The sequence below is a fragment of the Sphingomonas plantiphila genome (assembly GCF_046000505.1).
GTDB classification, from domain to species: domain Bacteria; phylum Pseudomonadota; class Alphaproteobacteria; order Sphingomonadales; family Sphingomonadaceae; genus Sphingomonas; species Sphingomonas plantiphila.
In genome coordinates this window covers 2,359,828-2,375,091 of sequence record NZ_JBELQC010000001.1, presented here as the reverse complement: position 1 = coordinate 2,375,091, position 15,264 = coordinate 2,359,828, and the positions used below count along the sequence as shown (strand labels likewise).

General features: G+C 68.2%; 21 protein-coding genes. 15 read left to right on the top strand and 6 right to left on the bottom strand.

The features are described from left to right. Positions 1-10 precede the first annotated feature (10 nt). Genes ABS767_RS11345 through ABS767_RS11330 form a run of 4 tightly spaced genes read left to right on the top strand, consistent with a single transcriptional unit; the run spans position 11 to position 2,290 of the window. A complete protein-coding gene (locus tag ABS767_RS11345) occupies positions 11-328 on the top strand; it encodes a hypothetical protein (protein WP_408078455.1) in 318 nt (105 codons plus the stop codon). 3 nt (positions 329-331) lie between these two features. Next, positions 332-1,186, top strand: a complete 855-nt coding sequence (locus ABS767_RS11340) for a flagellar motor protein MotB (RefSeq protein ID WP_408078454.1) — start codon at positions 332-334, stop codon at positions 1,184-1,186. A gap of 10 nt (positions 1,187-1,196) precedes the next feature. Continuing rightward, on the top strand, positions 1,197-1,646 hold the full coding sequence (locus ABS767_RS11335; RefSeq protein WP_408078453.1) for a hypothetical protein: 450 nt from the start codon (positions 1,197-1,199) through the stop codon (positions 1,644-1,646). After that, a complete protein-coding gene (locus tag ABS767_RS11330) occupies positions 1,646-2,290 on the top strand; it encodes a PilZ domain-containing protein (protein ID WP_408078452.1) in 645 nt (214 codons plus the stop codon). Before ABS767_RS11335 ends, ABS767_RS11330 begins: the two co-directional genes overlap by 1 nt. Here ABS767_RS11330 and fliP read toward each other — a convergent pair whose 3' ends face one another. The 3 genes from fliP to ABS767_RS11315 are packed head-to-tail and all read right to left on the bottom strand — an operon-like array spanning position 2,291 to position 3,664. Next, complete coding sequence (gene fliP / locus ABS767_RS11325; RefSeq protein WP_408078451.1) at positions 2,291-3,037, bottom strand: flagellar type III secretion system pore protein FliP; 747 nt, start codon at positions 3,035-3,037, stop codon at positions 2,291-2,293. After that, positions 3,012-3,449 carry a FliO/MopB family protein gene (locus ABS767_RS11320; RefSeq protein WP_408078450.1) on the bottom strand — a complete coding sequence of 146 codons (438 nt, stop codon included), beginning with the start codon at positions 3,447-3,449 and terminating at the stop codon, positions 3,012-3,014. The genes fliP and ABS767_RS11320 overlap by 26 nt, the downstream gene beginning before the upstream one ends. Then, a complete protein-coding gene (locus tag ABS767_RS11315; protein WP_408078696.1) occupies positions 3,446-3,664 on the bottom strand; it encodes a FliM/FliN family flagellar motor switch protein in 219 nt (72 codons plus the stop codon). The genes ABS767_RS11320 and ABS767_RS11315 overlap by 4 nt, the downstream gene beginning before the upstream one ends. Positions 3,665-3,813: 149 nt before the next feature. Here ABS767_RS11315 and flgC point away from each other — a divergent pair, with 149 nt between their 5' ends. From flgC to flhB, 5 genes are read left to right on the top strand one after another with little or no spacing between them, the layout of a single operon-like run. Continuing rightward, entirely contained in the window at positions 3,814-4,221 is a 408-nt protein-coding gene (gene flgC, locus ABS767_RS11310; protein WP_408078449.1) for a flagellar basal body rod protein FlgC, read from the top strand. 11 nt (positions 4,222-4,232) lie between these two features. After that, positions 4,233-4,562 carry a flagellar hook-basal body complex protein FliE gene (locus ABS767_RS11305; protein ID WP_408078448.1) on the top strand — a complete coding sequence of 110 codons (330 nt, stop codon included), beginning with the start codon at positions 4,233-4,235 and terminating at the stop codon, positions 4,560-4,562. A 9-nt stretch (positions 4,563-4,571) separates the two neighbouring features. Next, positions 4,572-4,838, top strand: coding sequence for a flagellar biosynthetic protein FliQ (locus ABS767_RS11300; protein ID WP_408078447.1), 267 nt, complete (start codon positions 4,572-4,574; stop codon positions 4,836-4,838). An 8-nt stretch (positions 4,839-4,846) separates the two neighbouring features. After that, the gene (fliR, locus tag ABS767_RS11295; RefSeq protein ID WP_408078446.1) at positions 4,847-5,605 is read left to right on the top strand and encodes a flagellar biosynthetic protein FliR; all 759 of its coding nucleotides are present in this window, start codon (positions 4,847-4,849) and stop codon (positions 5,603-5,605) included. A gap of 4 nt (positions 5,606-5,609) precedes the next feature. Next, a complete protein-coding gene (gene flhB / locus ABS767_RS11290) occupies positions 5,610-6,683 on the top strand; it encodes a flagellar biosynthesis protein FlhB (RefSeq protein WP_408078445.1) in 1,074 nt (357 codons plus the stop codon). A gap of 90 nt (positions 6,684-6,773) precedes the next feature. Here flhB and ABS767_RS11285 read toward each other — a convergent pair whose 3' ends face one another. Next, positions 6,774-7,199 (bottom strand): flagellar assembly protein FliX, encoded by a 426-nt coding sequence (locus ABS767_RS11285; RefSeq protein WP_408078444.1) that lies wholly within the window; start codon positions 7,197-7,199, stop codon positions 6,774-6,776. Positions 7,200-7,271: 72 nt separating this feature from the next. Between ABS767_RS11285 and ABS767_RS11280 the strand changes: the two genes are divergently transcribed. Genes ABS767_RS11280 through ABS767_RS11260 form a run of 5 tightly spaced genes read left to right on the top strand, consistent with a single transcriptional unit; the run spans position 7,272 to position 10,938 of the window. Further along, on the top strand, positions 7,272-8,390 hold the full coding sequence (locus ABS767_RS11280; RefSeq protein ID WP_408078443.1) for a flagellar basal body P-ring protein FlgI: 1,119 nt from the start codon (positions 7,272-7,274) through the stop codon (positions 8,388-8,390). Further along, complete coding sequence (locus ABS767_RS11275) at positions 8,390-8,689, top strand: rod-binding protein (RefSeq protein ID WP_408078442.1); 300 nt, start codon at positions 8,390-8,392, stop codon at positions 8,687-8,689. Before ABS767_RS11280 ends, ABS767_RS11275 begins: the two co-directional genes overlap by 1 nt. Beyond that, positions 8,679-9,098 carry a hypothetical protein gene (locus ABS767_RS11270; RefSeq protein WP_408078441.1) on the top strand — a complete coding sequence of 140 codons (420 nt, stop codon included), beginning with the start codon at positions 8,679-8,681 and terminating at the stop codon, positions 9,096-9,098. The genes ABS767_RS11275 and ABS767_RS11270 overlap by 11 nt, the downstream gene beginning before the upstream one ends. Before the next feature lie 3 nt (positions 9,099-9,101). Continuing rightward, the gene (locus ABS767_RS11265) at positions 9,102-9,404 is read left to right on the top strand and encodes a hypothetical protein (RefSeq protein ID WP_408078440.1); all 303 of its coding nucleotides are present in this window, start codon (positions 9,102-9,104) and stop codon (positions 9,402-9,404) included. After that, the gene (locus tag ABS767_RS11260; RefSeq protein WP_408078439.1) at positions 9,397-10,938 is read left to right on the top strand and encodes a methyl-accepting chemotaxis protein; all 1,542 of its coding nucleotides are present in this window, start codon (positions 9,397-9,399) and stop codon (positions 10,936-10,938) included. The genes ABS767_RS11265 and ABS767_RS11260 overlap by 8 nt, the downstream gene beginning before the upstream one ends. A 98-nt stretch (positions 10,939-11,036) precedes the next feature. Here the strand turns inward: ABS767_RS11260 and ABS767_RS11255 are convergent, their stop codons facing one another. After that, the gene (locus tag ABS767_RS11255; protein WP_408078438.1) at positions 11,037-11,453 is read right to left on the bottom strand and encodes a flagellar basal body protein; all 417 of its coding nucleotides are present in this window, start codon (positions 11,451-11,453) and stop codon (positions 11,037-11,039) included. A gap of 3 nt (positions 11,454-11,456) precedes the next feature. Further along, positions 11,457-14,120, bottom strand: a complete 2,664-nt coding sequence (locus tag ABS767_RS11250; RefSeq protein ID WP_408078437.1) for a hypothetical protein — start codon at positions 14,118-14,120, stop codon at positions 11,457-11,459. 103 nt (positions 14,121-14,223) lie between these two features. On the opposite strand from ABS767_RS11250, the gene fliG reads away from it, so the two are divergent. Further along, the gene (gene fliG, locus ABS767_RS11245; protein ID WP_408078436.1) at positions 14,224-15,255 is read left to right on the top strand and encodes a flagellar motor switch protein FliG; all 1,032 of its coding nucleotides are present in this window, start codon (positions 14,224-14,226) and stop codon (positions 15,253-15,255) included. Positions 15,256-15,264: the final 9 nt, after the last annotated feature.

Genomic DNA, 15,264 nt, shown 5'->3' with positions numbered 1-15,264 from the left:
GGGCCAGCATATGAACGTCCACGCCCCCGCCCCCACCCCGTCGACCGATCGGCTCGTCAGCCTGCTGCACGGCGCCGTCGCGGTCGAGTTGCGTCACGTGCGCACACTGATCGAGGAACTGGCCGAGGCGCTGGTCGCCGACGAGCATTTCGTCGATCGCTATCTGGACAAGCTCCAGGCGTTCGACCTGCTGGTCCAGTGCACCGAGGAGAGCGCGGCCGTGCTCGACCGCCTCGCGGCGGGCGCGTGCACCCGCTCCGCGATCGAACCCGTTCGCCTGGGCCAGGTCCAGCAGCGGCTGCAGGCGGCGCTGGCGGCCGGACTCTGACCGATGGCAAGCCACGCTCCCAATGCCCGGCCAATCGTGATCCGCAAGGTGAAGAAGGTCGTCGGCGGCCATCACGGCGGCGCGTGGAAGGTCGCTTATGCCGATTTCGTGACCGCGATGATGGCCTTTTTCATGCTGCTCTGGCTGATCAGCAATCCAGAAAAGGATACGCTTAAGGGTCTCGCGGAGTATTTTTCACCCGGCCCGCCGATGGTCGGCAGCGCCGGCGCGGCCGCGGGCGGCGCGCAGGCAGGATCGGGCGGTCATGGCCGGGCACGAAGCGCCGATGCCGCCAAGCCGAGCGGCGTTCCCGCAATGGAAGCGCAAAGCATCGGAACCGCGCGGGGCGGCAGCGCGACGATTCCCGATGCGTCGCTGCGCGTGGCGGCGCAGGAACTGCGCGTGTCGCTGGATGCGACCCCGTCGCCCGACGGCGCGGAGACGGCCAAGATCGAAAATGACGAGGACGGCCTGCGCATCACGCTGATGGACAGCGTGCGCCAGCCGATGTTCCGTCCCGGGACCGCGCAGCTGAACGACTTTGCCCGCCGCCGCCTGGGCGTCGTCGCCGAGAAGCTCATCCGGTCCGGCGCGCGGCTGACGATCGAGGGGCATACCGACGGCACCGGCGGTGAGAGCGAAGCCAACTGGCGTCTGTCGGGCGAGCGCGCGCTCGCCTCCCGCGCGGTCCTGCTGGCCGGCGGGATCACCAGCGACCGCATCGCAGGGGTCGTCGCGCGCGGCGCGAGCCAGCCACTCTACCCCGGCGAGCCCGACCGTGCGGAGAACCGCCGCATCACCATCATCGTCAAGGGTGAGGCGCCGCCGACCCCCGCCGATGCGAGTTTCAAGATGTGAGGCACGCGGCGTGAAGAAGATCCTGTTCCCGCTTCTGCTGCTGATCATTGGCGCCGCGATCGGCGCCGGCAGCGGCTATGCGATGACCCGCTTCGTCGGAACCCCGGCGGGGGAAGCGGCGGCGACCAAGCATGCCGAGCCCGAAACGCCGGGCAAGTTCGTCGCGCTCCCACGCATGACCGCGCCGCTGGTGCTCAAGGACGGCAAGCTGTCCGGCTATGCCGCGTTCGAGGTCCAGCTCGAAGTCGGCGAAGAGAATGTCGACGCGGTCACGGCGCGGCTGCCCTTCCTGCAGCACGCCATCAATCTGCGCACCTTCCGGATTCCGCTCGCCGCCGGCGCGGACGGGATGCTGCCCGACCTCGACAGCTTTCGCCGCATCGTCATCGAGGCGGCACGCGAGGCGATCGGGCCGGACATGGTGCGCAAGGTCGCAATCACCAAAGCGGAGCCAGCCTGATGTTCATCCCCCAACCCGATGCGTTTCGCCCGCTCGAACAGGATAGCGGCATCCAGGACCGGCGCGCGACTGCGGACACCCGCCTCGTCACCACGCTGCTGGTCGGTCGCCTGGTCACCGCGCGCGGCGATGTCGTGTGTCGCGTTCGCAATATCTCCGCAAACGGTGCGCGGATCGAATGCGCGATCCCGTTGGGCCGCGGCGAGAAGGTGCAGCTGGAGCTGCGCGGCGCCGAGCTGCTCGAGGCCGAAGTGGCGTGGGCGCAGGGCGGCGCGACCGGCCTGCATTTCCATTCGCCGGTGCCGAGCGAACTGATCCTGAAGCCCGAGCCCAAGCACCGCGGCTGGCACAACCGCCTCCCGCGGCTGGAAACCGAATGCGCCGTTCTGGTGACCTGCAACGGCCGGCGTATCGCCGCGACGCTGCGCGACATCAACCAGCGCGGCATGCGGATCGACGAGCTGTCGACCGCGCTGACGGACGGCACCTTGTCGGTCCATGTGTCCGAACTCGGCACGATGAATGCCGGGCTGCGCTGGCAGCGGGAGGGTGCGGCCGGGCTGCAATTCGTGACGCCGATCCGGTTCGAGATCCTCTCGGCCTGGCTGGTCGATCCGGCGCGACGCTTCGCGCGGCGGGCCTAGCTAGCCCGATCCGAAGCTTCGGATCAGGCTGCCGGCAACCAGCGCCCAGCCATCGACCAGCACGAAGAAAATGATCTTGCACGGCAATGCGATCGTCGTCGGTGGCAGCATCATCATGCCCATCGCCATCAGCACCGCCGACACCGCGAGATCGATGACGAGGAAGGGCAGCAGCAGCAGGAAGCCGATTTCGAAGGCGCGCCGCAGCTCCGAGATCATGAAGGCAGGCACGAGCGTGCCGAGCGGAAGTTCGGCGCGCGTCTTCGCCGGCTGCGCGGCAAGGCCGTTGAACAGCGCGATATCGTCATCGCGGACCTGGCCCAACATGAACTTGCGAAACGGCTCCGCCGTCTTCTCGAACGCGACCTCTTCGCTGATCTTGCCTTCGGTATAGGGCTTGATGCCGGCGTCCCACGCCTGGCTGAAGGTCGGGGTCATCACGAACATCGACAGGAACAGCGCCAGGCTGATGATCACCGGGTTCGGCGGCACGCCCTGCGCGCCGAGACCCGTGCGCAGCAGCGAGAGTGCGACGACGATGCGCGTGAACGACGTCACCGTCATCAGGATGCCCGGCGCGAGGCTGAGCACGGTCAGCAGCGCGACGAGGCCGATCGCCTTGCCGCTCATCGACCCCTCCCCGCCCAGCCCCAGCGACGGAGCGGCGGCGGCGGCGGTGGGAAGCAGCATCAGGGTCGCGGCGAGCGCGATGCGCAACAGCCTAGGCATGTCGCGCCAGCCGGGCATGCGCGAAGCTCTGGACGCTGTGGAGGTTGCCGAGAAAGGCCGTCGACCCCCTCCCCTCGCCAGCGTCGGTCTCGGCGTCGAACGACGGTAACGCAGCAACCGGGTGCGCGACCGGGGTGCGGGCCAGCCGCAGCTCGGACGCCTCGGCACGCGGCGCGTTGAGCACCACATTGCCCTCCGGCGCCATCAGCACGAGATGCTCGACATTGTCGCGGCGCACGAGCAGCAGCGAACGCTTCTGATCGACGCTCAGCCGTTCGACAACCGCGAGGCGCCGTTCGTCCACCCCGCCCCCGCCGATCCGTCCGGGCAGGCGCAGGTTGAAGCGCCGCACCGCCCACAGCGCGCCGGCGAGCAGGCCGAGCACTATCGCGAGCGCACCGAACATGCGCAGCAATGCGAGGATCGTCATGCCGTGACCTTTCCGGGCAGGACTTCGCTGATCTCCAGCGACATATGCTCGCCGTTGACGATGACGCGGCCGCGCGCGATCAGCGTGTCGTTGACATAGACGAGCGTCGGGTCGGCATCGGTGCTGTCGAGCGCGACGATCGCGCCGCGGCTCATCTTGAGCACTTCGCGGATCGGCAGCCGGGTGGACCCCAGCACGATCGACAATTCCACCATCACATCGTTGAGCACTGCATTCCCCTGCGTGGCCGTGATGCAGCTTTTATAGGTGGCAGAAATTGCCCCCGGTCCGACCGACCCGGAAAATCTTGCCTATAAGGTTTGTGTCGGCGGCAATTCCTGCCCGCCGCACCGGAATTGGGCATATGGATCTGAAGAGTTCCGTTTCCGTCTCCGCATCGGGTCTGCGCGCGCAATCGCTGCGCATGCGCGTGATCGCGGAGAATCTGGCCAACCAGGGCTCGGTCTCGCAGACGCCGGGCGGCGATCCCTATCGCCGTCGCGTCGCGACCTTTGCCGCGCAGGTCGATCGCGCGAGCGGGGCGACCAAGGTCGAGGTCAAGGGCGTCGCATCCGACAAGTCGGCGTTCCAGCGCGTCTATCAGCCGGGCAACCCGGCCGCGGACGCCAAGGGCTATGTGCTGATGCCGAACGTCAACAGCCTGGTCGAGACGGCCGACATGAAGTCGGCGCAACGCTCGTACGAGGCCAATCTCAGCGCCATCGAAGCCGCCAAGGGCATGACGATGCGCACCATCGACCTGCTGAAATAAGGATTGCCGCAATGTCCATCGGATCGCTCGATGCACTCTCTGCCTATGGCCGCGCCGCCGGCGTCGCGCCGCTTGCGCGGGGCCCCGGGATCGGTGGCCCGTCCGGCACCGCGGCGCCGGTCGCGGGCGGGTTCGGCCAGCTCGTCCAGGATATGGTCGGCGATGCGTCGTCGAGCCTGAAGGCGGCCGAAACCGCATCGGCGAAGCAGATCGCCGGCAAGGGCGACCTGATCGACGTGGTGACCGCGATGGGCGCCGCCGAAGTCGCGCTCGACACCGTAGTCGCGGTGCGCGACCGGGTGGTGAACGCCTATTCCGACATCATGCGGATGCAGATCTAGGCTCGGCCCGTGGATGCCGCTTCCGCCTTGGAGATCGCGCGCTCCGCGCTGATCCTGACGCTCACCGTCGCCGGGCCGCTGCTGTTCGCGGCGCTCGGCACCGGTGTCGTGATCGGCCTGCTCCAGGCGTTGACGCAGATCCAGGAACAGACGCTCACCTTCGTACCCAAACTGATCGTGATGGGCCTGACGCTGTTGCTGTGCTTCCCGATGATCGGCGGCGCGCTGGGCGATTTCATGCGCGTGCTGAGCGACAAGATCGTCCAGGGCGGCTGACGGGTCCGATGATCGCCGACCTGCCCCTGCACGCGACCAGCTTCCTGATCCTGTTCGCCCGCGCGGGCGCGATCGTGATGCTGCTCCCGATCTTCTCGGAAGACGGCATTCCCGCGCAAATCCGGCTGTTTGCGGCGATGGGGATCACGCTTGCGCTGTGGGGTTTCCTTTCGCCGAGCGTTGCGCCGATGGCGAATCTGCAGGATCTTGCGCTGGCGGGGGTGCTGGTGCCGGAGATCGTCGTCGGCCTCGCGCTCGGCCTCATCATGCGGATGATGTACCAGGCGATCTCGATCGCGGGGTCGCTCATCAGCCTGCAGATCGGCCTCACCTCCGCCGTGATCTTCGACCCCGGCCAGTCGGGTCACGCACCGATCCTGTCGCGCTTCGTCGGCGTCGCGGCGGCCGTGGTGTGCTTCGCGATGGCGGTCCATCATCTGTGGATCGGCGCGATCATCAAATCCTATGCGATCTTTCCGGTCGGCGTGTTTCCCAACACGGCAGATTTTGCCGACCTGGCGGTGCGCATCGCGGGCAATTCGCTGGCGCTCGGCGTGTCGCTGGCCGCGCCGCTGCTGGTGTACGGCATCGTCTTCAACGTCGTCCTCGGCCTCGTCGCGCGCGTCGCGCCGGCGCTGCAGGTGTTCTTCATCGCGCAGCCGCTCAACCTGCTGCTCGGCGTCACCATCACCGCCGCGACGCTGGGCGCGGCGCTGATCGCCTTCGCCGACAGCATGGCGAGCTGGATGAACGCGGGCTGGAGCTGACGCGATGGCATCGGAAGATCAGGACAAGGATCAGAAGACCTACGCCCCGACCGAGAAGCGGATCGAGGACGCGCGCAAGAAGGGCGACGTCCCGATGGCGCCGGAGATGCGCCAGGCCGCGATGTTCCTGGGCCTGATCGTCGCCACGGGCAGCCTGGGCGCCTACAGCGCATCGAAGCTTGCGGCGTCGATGGCGCGCATCTGGGGCCGCGCCGACAGCTTCCTGTTCGAGCCGCAGGGCGCGCAGGCGTTCGGCGGGTTCATGCTGGGCGAGGTGGCGAGCGGGCTGCTGCCGCTGCTCGGCGCGCTGTTCGGCTTCGCGCTGCTCGGCGGGCTGATGCAGGGCCGGCCGATGATGAACTGGTCGCGGCTCCAGCCCAAATGGTCGAAGATCAACCCGATCTCAGGCTTCGGACGGTTGTTCGGCATGCGGGCGTTCGTCGAGTTCGGCAAGACGCTGGCCAAGCTCGCCGCGGTGGCGGGGATCGGAAGCCTGATCCTGTGGCCGTTCCTTCCCGGGTTCGAAACCATGGTCGGGATCGGCCCCGGCACGATCGCCGACCTGGCGCATGGCATGGTCGCCGATGTGCTGCTGGTCGTGATCGGACTGATCATCGCGATCGCGGTGTTCGATTTCTTCTACCAGCGGCACAGCTGGACCAAGAAGAAGATGATGTCGCTGCAGGACATCAAGGACGAGCACAAGCAGCAGGAAGGCGATCCCAAGATCAAGGCGCGCATCCGCCAGATCGGCATGCAGCGCTCACGCAAGCGGATGATGGCGGCGGTCCCGACCGCGACCGTGGTGATCACCAACCCGACCCACTATGCGGTCGCGCTGCGATACGATCATGGCGACATGTCCGCCCCGATCGTGGTGGCCAAGGGCACCGACGCGATCGCACTCAAGATCCGCGAGATCGCGACCGCGAACGGCGTGCCGCTGGTCGAGAACCGCCCGCTCGCCCGCGCGCTGCACGCCAGCGCGGAGGTCGACCGGCCGATCCCGGTGGAGCACTATCAGGCGGTGGCGGAAGTCATCAGCTATGTGCTGAAACTGGCGCGCGGCGGTACCTGAATTCGACCGGCGCCCCCTCCGGGGGAGGATGCTGGAAGTTCGCGGGTTGCGCGTGGCACCTGCTAACCATCTTTATCAGGGATTTCGCGATCAGACGACGCGGTCGTGCTTCGCCAGTTCGACGCGGACACGCAGCTCGATGTCGCGGGCGATGTCCGCCAGTTCCGGATCCTCGGGCAGCTCGAACGCCTCGGCCCATTGGGCGAGGGCATCGAGGACTTCCTTTTGCGGCAGCCCCTTCACCCCGGCGGCGTGAAGCTTGTCGAGCATGTCGAGGCCCTTTGCGGCCGGGCGCGCCTCGCGGCGGCGCTTGTCTATCGGGCTTTCGAGTGCCGCACCGGCGGCCAGCAGCACGCTGACATTGGCCGCGGTCTGCAGCGTCGGCGAGGATTGCGGCGCCTGTTTCGGCGCCTCCGGCATCGCCATTTTCGGCAGCGTCGCGAGCGCAGCCGTGTCGGCCTTCGACAGTGCGTTGAGCACCATCCTGACCTGCAACGACACACCCTCGACACGCACGGGAACATTCCTCCGTCAAGACCGGAACGGCCTTCCTCTTCCTATAAGAAGATTAACGGAGTTTCGGAGCCGATGGACAGGTTTATGCGCATTTTGAGCTTTCTGCTGCTAGCCCTTGCGCTGGCGCTGCCGAACACCGCTGCCGCGCGCAACGCGCACCGGATCAAGGACATCGTCGATGTCGAGAATGTCCGCGAGAACCAGCTGGTCGGCTATGGCCTGGTCGTCGGCCTGGCCGGCACCGGCGACCGCACGCGCAACACGCCATTTACCGAGGAATCGGTGCAGGCGATGCTCGAGCGCATGGGCGTCAATGTCCGCGGGTCGCAGCTCAAGACCGCCAATGTCGCCGCCGTGTCGATCACCGCGACGATGCCCGCCTTTGCACGATCGGGGTCGCGGATCGACGTGACCGTCTCGGCGATCGGCGACGCGACGAGCCTGCAGGGCGGGACGCTGATCGCATCGTCGCTGCGCGCGCTGGACGGCGAGATCTATGCCGTCGCGCAGGGGCAGGTCTCGGTCTCCGGATTCAAGGCGCAGGGCGCGGCGGCGAGCATCAGCCGCGGCGTTTCCACCTCCGCGCGGATCGCCGACGGCGCGATCATCGAGCGCGAGGTGCCCTATGCGCTGCGCAGCGCGACCAGCCTCAAGCTCGCGCTCAAGAACCCCGACTTCACCACGGCCAACCAGATCGCCGGCGTCATCAACTCCGCGTTCGCGGGTACCGCCGAGGTGCTCGATCCCGCGACGGTCGAGCTGAAGCCGGGACCGGGTTTTCCCGGATCGGTCGTCGATCTGGTCGCGCGCATCGAAAACCTGCCGGTTTCGGTCGATCAGCCCGCCAAGGTCATCGTCAACGAAGCATCGGGAACGGTGGTGATGGGATCGAATGTCCGCATCAGCCCGGTCGCGATCGCGCAGGGCGGCCTGACGATCAGCATCGCCGAGACGCCGCAGGTGTCGCAGCCCGCCCCCCTGTCGCAGGGCCAGACGCAGGTCGTGCCGCGCACGCAGGTCGCAGTCGACGACGGATCGGGCCGCTCGCTCGGCACGGTCGGCGGCGAAACGTCGCTCTCGTCGCTCGTCGCAGGGCTCAACGCGCTCGGCGTCAGCCCGCGCGACCTGATCACCATTCTTCAGGCCGTGAAAAGCGCCGGCGCGCTTCAGGCCGATATCGAGGTCCAGTGATGAACCCGCTCTCCGCTCCCGTCGGCGCAACACCGCGCGCCGCCCCCACCGCCCGCACGCCCAAGAGCGAGGAGACCGCAAAGGCGTTCGAGGCGGTGTTCATCGGCCAGATGACCCAGCTGATGCTGGAAAGCGTCGAGCAGGGCGAATTTTCCGGCGGGCATGGCGAACAGATGTTTCGCGGCGTGCTGGCGGAGCAGCTCGGCACGGCCATGTCGGCAAAGGGCGGGATCGGCCTTGCCCCCCATGTGCTCGACCAGATCATCAAGCTTCAGGGAGGGGCTTCGAATGGAAACTGAACTCACCGACCTGTTCCGATCGCTCGCCTCGATCTGCGAGGAAGAGACCGCGTTGCTGCAGCAGGGCCGCCGCGGCGACGTCGCCGGGCTGGTCCAGGCCAAGACGCGCCTGGTCGGCGCGGTCGACGCCGAAGTCGCGCGGCTCGACCGCGTCAGCCCGGACTGGCGCGATACGCTGGACGGCGAGACGCGCGCCGAGCTGGGCGACCTTGCCCTTCGCCTGCGCGATGCGGCGCGCGACAATGCCGCGACGCTGCGCCGCCAGATCGACTTGTCCGACGACCTGATGGCGGAAATCTCCGCCGACGCGCGTCGGCGCCGGGGCGGCCGCAGCGAGGCCTATGGCGCGAGCGGCGCGATGACCGCGAACAGCATCGCCGTGCCGATTTCGGTCAACACGAGCTTCTGATCGATGCGCGGCGGCGCCCTCGCACTCGCGCTGGCGATGCCCGTCGCCGTGCCGCTGGTCGCCGTGGCCACGCCGCCCGAACGCGGCGCGATGATGATCGTCGCGCTGCGGCCGGCGAGCCAGGCCGAGATGATCGGCTGGGCGGCCCGCGCCGATGCCGGCCTTCTGGGGCTGGGCCCGGTCCCCGGAACGCTGATCGTCGCGGGGCGCCGCGACGCCATTTTGCGCGAGACGCTGCGGCATGGTGCCGTGGTGCTCGCCACCAGCCCGCAAGGCTGCACCGGAAGGAATGATTGGGGTGCATGAGCTGACTCTGGATGGAATTCGCAAGACCGGATTGACGCTGGTCCTGGGATGCGGCGCGGGATTGAGCGCGGCGACGCTGGCAGGGATGCTCGCGACCGGCGCTGACGGCTTCGTTTCCGTCGCGCTTTCGCTGGTCGCGCTGCTCGCCTATCCGGCATGGCTGTGGCGCAAGGGCGATGCCGGCGATACCGCGCGCCTTGCCGCGAGCATGGCGATCGTCGCGATTCCGGCGGTGATGCTCTATGCGTTTCGCGGCATGGCGTGGCAGGTCGACCTGCATATGGCGTTCTTCGCCGCGCTGGCGATCACCGCAGTGCTGTGTGACTGGCGCGCGATCGTCGGCGCCACCGCCATCGTCGCGGTCCATCACCTGCTGGTCGGCATGATGCTGCCCGAATGGGTATTCATCGGTGCGGGATCGCTGCCGCGCATCCTGCTGCACGCGGTGATCCTGCTCGCCGAAGCGGGCGCGCTGGTATTCATCTGTTCGCGCGTCGTCGCGCTGCTTCATGCCGTGGCGGAGAAGAACGCGGCACAGGCCGCGCTGGAGGCCGAGGTCGCCGCCGAGCGCAATGCGCGGATGCAGGAGCTGGAGCTGGCGACCACCGCACTCGCCGACGGACTCGCTGGCCTGAGCCGGGGCGAGCTGCATCGCACGATCGATCGCCAGTTCCCCGACGCCTATGCCGCGATCCAGCGCCATTTCAACCAGGCGATCAGCGCGCTGCGCGGGCTGGTCGTCGCGGTCGCGGGCGGCGCGGTCCAGCTGCACCAGAGCTCGTCGCACATCACCCAGGCGGCCGACGAACTCGCCGAGCGCACTGAGCGCACGTCGAACCGTATCGAGGAAGCGTCGGTTGCGCTCGCGCAGGTCGACGAGCGGCTGAATCATGGCAACCAGACGTTGAACCAGACCGTCGGCCGCGCCAACGCGGCGATCGACAGCGTCCAGCGTGGCCGCGGTGTCGCCGATCTGGCGGTCAAGCGCATGGAGGGCGTCGCCCAGAGCGCGGTCGGCATCGACGCGGTGATCGAGGGGCTCGACAAGATCGCGTTCCAGACCCGCGTGCTGGCGATGAACGCGGCGGTCGAGGCCGGGCGCGCAGGCGATGCCGGGCGCGGTTTTGCCGTCGTCGCGGATCTCGTCGGCCAACTGGCGATGCGGTCGGAAGAAGAGGCCAAGCGCGCACGCGAGCAGCTCACATCGACCCAGGAGCAGGTGGCACACGCCGTCGAGGCGATCGCCGAGGTCGACGGTGCGCTGGGCGGGATCGAGTCCGTGGTCGGCGACGTGCATGGGCTGGTCGCGAGCATCGCGGACGAATATGGCGCGCAGGTTGCCGCGCTGGGCGAGATCGGCGCGGCCTTCCGCACGCTGGAGGAAATCACCCAGCACAATGCGGCGATGGTCGAGGAGTGCACCGCGACCGCGCGCGCGCTGTCCGAGGAAGTCGGATCGCTGACGAGCCTGACCGATCGCTTCCAGACGGGCACGAAGGACGCGCAGCAGGTCGGGCAGCTGCAAGCGGCCTGAGGCGCAGACCCGCTTGCGGCATGTAAAAGGGCCGCCCCGCCTGGACTTGGCGGGGCGGCCCTTTTCGTGTCGGCGCCTGCGTGAGTCGCGGGTTGGCGTCAGCCGCCGCCCTTGCGGCCCAGGGCCGACTGGATGAGACCCTGGCTCTTGCGGTACAGGCTGGTCATCGCGGCGAAGTCCGCCTGGATCTGCCCCATCTTGAGCAGCTGTTCCTCGAGCGTGACATTGTTGCCGTCGGGCTTGGTCTCGGTGGTGTTGGCGTCGAGCATCACGCTGCCGGCGGAGATCGGGGCACGCGCGCCGAGCGCGGCCATGCCGCCGGTCAGGCGGACCTGCGGCCGCGTGACCTGCCCGGCGCCGCTGCCGGTCTGGAGCAGGTCGGCGAAGCTCGGTTCGCGCACCTCGCGCGCCTTGAAGCCCGGCGTCTCGCTGTTGGCGATATTCTCGGCCACGACGCGCTGGCGTTCCGAGAGGTGTTTCATGCTGCGGGCGATGCCGCCGATCAGATCGGTCATTGCCTAAAATCCCATCGAAGTCGGCGGGCCGGACACGAGCCGGTCGAGCGCCGCCTGGTAGTTGGCGAGTTGCGCCTGTTGGCGGGCGGTGCTTCCGCCCTTCATCTTGCCTTCGACCAGAGCCAGCTTGGTGTCGTCCCAGTAGAGGGAGCGGTAGCCGGTCTGCGAGATCGAGAGCGCGGACTTGAGCTTCGCGAGCGCCGCCTTGGCCGATTTGGTGTCGGCGATCGACAGCGACAGATCGAGCCCGAGGCCATAGGTGCCGCCCGGCTTCACCGCCGGCCCGTTCTTGTCGATCGGGTCCATGCCGGACACGCGCGCTGCGGGCAGGCCGAGCTTCTCGAGCGCATCGCGCCCGGCCGGGCCGGCGATGAATTCGATGTCGATGCTCGCCTTGGGCGCGACGCGCAGCATCGCCCCCTCCCCGCTTTTCGGCGTCGTCACGAGCGCCTTTGCCCCGGTGATGCGGCGTACCTTGTCGGCGAGCGAGGTCAGCGTCTCGTCCTTGTCGATCGTGACCGTGCGGACGACGCCGCCGGCAACGCGCATCTGGAAGGTGTCACCGGCGCGCAGGCTGGACGCGGTGGTGAGCTTGAGCGAGCCGTCGGGCGTCATCGTGCCGCGCCCGAAGCCGAGCGCGTCGACCTTGCTGGTGCCGCCGCTCGAGGCGGCGACGCGCACGGGTTCGGTGCGCAGCGTCGACTGGCCGAACTGGCTGACCTGCTCGACCGCGCCGCTTGCCGGATCGAGCCGTGCGACGAAGCCGTCCACCGGTCCGTTGCGAGGGCCGCCGAGGTCGCCGCTGGTGCGGCCGCCGACATAGAGCTTGCCGTTGGTGAAGGCGAGGCTGTCGACCTGTTCGTTGCCGGCCGTGCCGAGATAGGTCACCGCGAGCCCCGAGCCGTCGGCGGCCATGCGCGCGACGAAGCCGTCACGGCCGCCGGACAGGCCGTTGGTCTGCGTGCCGGGCAGCGCGGCTAGCGTCGTGCCGCCGATCGCGATCGACCCGTCGGGCGCGATCGCGATGGCGCGCGCGTCCGCCGTGCCGAGATCGACCGAGCCGAGTTCGACCGCAGGATTTGCCGGGTCGAGGAACCGCAGCCGCGACGTGTCGCCCTCGCGCGTGAGCGCAGCCAGGCGGTCATCGGCGGTCATCGCCATCGCGGTGATGGTCTCGTCGCCGCCGGCGTCGATCCGCTGGCGCAGCTGGAGCGCACCGGTGCCGCTCAGCCGCGCGACGAAGGCGTCGCCGCCGCCCAGCGCCGCACGCCCGCCGACCAGGATCGCGCCATCGTCGGCGACGGTCACGCTGGTCGCGCGATCCTCCCCGGCCGAGCGGATACGGGTGGCGAACTGCTCGTCGCCATTGCTGGCGAAGCGCGCGACCAGCATGTCGGGATCGGCGTCGGTGCCGCCGAAATGGCCCGAGACGGTGCCAGCGACGACGATGTCGCCATTGTCCGCCACGGTGATCGCGGCGCCCGAAGCGCTGTCCGAAGCGCCCAGGCTGCGCTGCCAGACGACATTCCCCAGGCTGTCCATCTTGGTGACATACAGGTCCTGGCTGCCGGCGACGCGCAGCGCGTCCAGATCGCCCGACGCGGTGCCGACGACATAGGCGAAGCCATCGGCATCGGTCGCGATCGCGTCGGTGGTCGTCGCCACCGCCTTGGTCGTCAGGCGATCCTTGGCCTCGATCGTGGCCAGCGTCTTGTTGGTCATCGCCGCCTGCGGATCGTCGATGCGCAGCACGCGCGCGGCGGTCGGGGTTTCGAGCCCGGTGCGACCGGTCGCGACCAGCAGCGCATCGGGAGCATCGACCTGATCGATCGACACCGCTTCCAGCCCCTGGCGGGTCATGCCCATCGCCCAGCCATCGGCGGTCTTTTCAGGCTCGAACTCGACCTTCCACTTCGGAACAGCGTTGCCATCGGTGTCGAGCACGACATCGCCGTTCAGATCGCGCATCGGAATGTCCGCGATGGCCAGGTTGATCAGGTTGGCGACGCTGTCGAGCGTCGGCGGTTCGGGAAGCGTGCCGAGATCGATGACGACGGTGTCGATCGAACTTCCACGCTCCAGCGTGACGCGGAACCGCTCGGTACCCGATAGCTGCGACAGAACCTCGTCCCGCTGCGCGACGACCCCCTTTCCGGTGACGCTGACCGCCAGCCCGCCGGTGCCCGGAGACACCGCGACGCTCTCGGCCCGACGCACCGGCTGGCCGAAGGACAGGTCGAGCTTGTCGGAGGGCGCGCTGCCCATGAAGGTCTGGAGGTCGCTCAGCCCCTTGGTGAAGGTGGTGGCGAGCTGGGCGCGCTCGGTTGCGGTGAGGCCGGGCTTGGCGGCGTTTTCCGCAAGCAGGTTGAGCCGGTCGAGCGCCTTCCAGGTGGTGAAGGCGGTCTGGACGTCGGTTGGCAGGGCGCGCGAACCCGTCAGCGGCTTGTCGATCAGCGTCGACAGGCGGCGGATTTCCGCGACCTGGGTATAGATGGACGAGGTCGGCCCGGGCTGGCGCCACGGCGGGGTGGTTTCGGGTAGCGTGAACTGTGCCTTGGCTTCGCGCACGGCACGGCTTTCGATCGCCAGACCGCCGCCGGACGCCGAAAACAGGCTCGTATCGCCGCCCAGCAGGCTGAGCCCGGCCAGACCCGAAGCGATGTTCATCAGTTTTTCTCCACGCGACCGCCAGCCCCCTTCTGCGTCCATAATAGAGGGTGTGCGCGCGTTACCGACGCGGTGACCACGAATAATGCAGGGGACCTAGACGATGATGATGACTCCGGTCGTCGAACCGCCAGAATTTAAGCGGCTCAACCAGCGCCAGCGCGCGGCCGCGCTAATGCTCGCGCTCGGCCAGGAACATGGCGGGCCGATCTGGGAACAGCTGTCGATCGACGAGGTGAAGGAGCTGTCGGCCAGCATGGCACAGCTCGGTCGCATCCCGTCGAACATCGTCGAGCACCTGCTCGCCCAGTTCGAGGCGGAGATGTCGTCGATGTCGTCGTGCCACGGCTCGTTCGAGACGACCGAACGGCTGCTCAACGGCGTGCTCGACCCCGACCGGGTCAAGGAGATCATGGAGGATATCCGTGGTCCGTCGGGGCGGACGATGTGGGACAAGCTGTCCAACGTCAGCGAGGCGGTGCTGGCCGGCTATCTGCGCAACGAGTATCCGCAGACGATCGCGGTGATCCTGTCCAAGCTGAAATCCGATCATGCCGCGCGCGTGCTGGGCGCATTGCCGCGCGAGATCGCGGTCGACGTCGTCCAGCGGATGCTGCGGATGGAGACCGTGCAAAAGGAAGTGCTGGCACAGGTCGAGGCGACGCTGAAGACCGAGTTCATGGCGAACTTCGCGCGCGCCCAGCGCCGCGATCCGCATGAGGCGATGGCCGAGATCTTCAACGCGATGGACCGCGCGACCGAAGAGAATATGCTGCAGGCGCTCGACGCACGCTCGCCCGACGCCGCCGACCGTATCCGTTCGCTCATGTTCACCTTCGAGGATCTGGGCGGCCTGCTGCCCGCCGCGATCGCGGTCATCGTACGCCAGGCCGACAAGCGCCAGATGGCGCTGGCGCTCAAGGGTGCGCCGGACGAGATCAAGCAGCTGTTCTTCTCGACCATGACCGAACGCTCCGCGAAGCTGCTGCGCGAGGACATGGCATCGATGGGGCCTGTGCGCGCCCGCGATTGCGAAGAAGCGCAGTCGGCGCTGGTCCGCCTGGCCAAGAACCTCGCCGACATGGGGGAGATCGTGCTGGTCGATCCCAAGAGCGACGACACGATGATTATCTGAGGAGCGGCA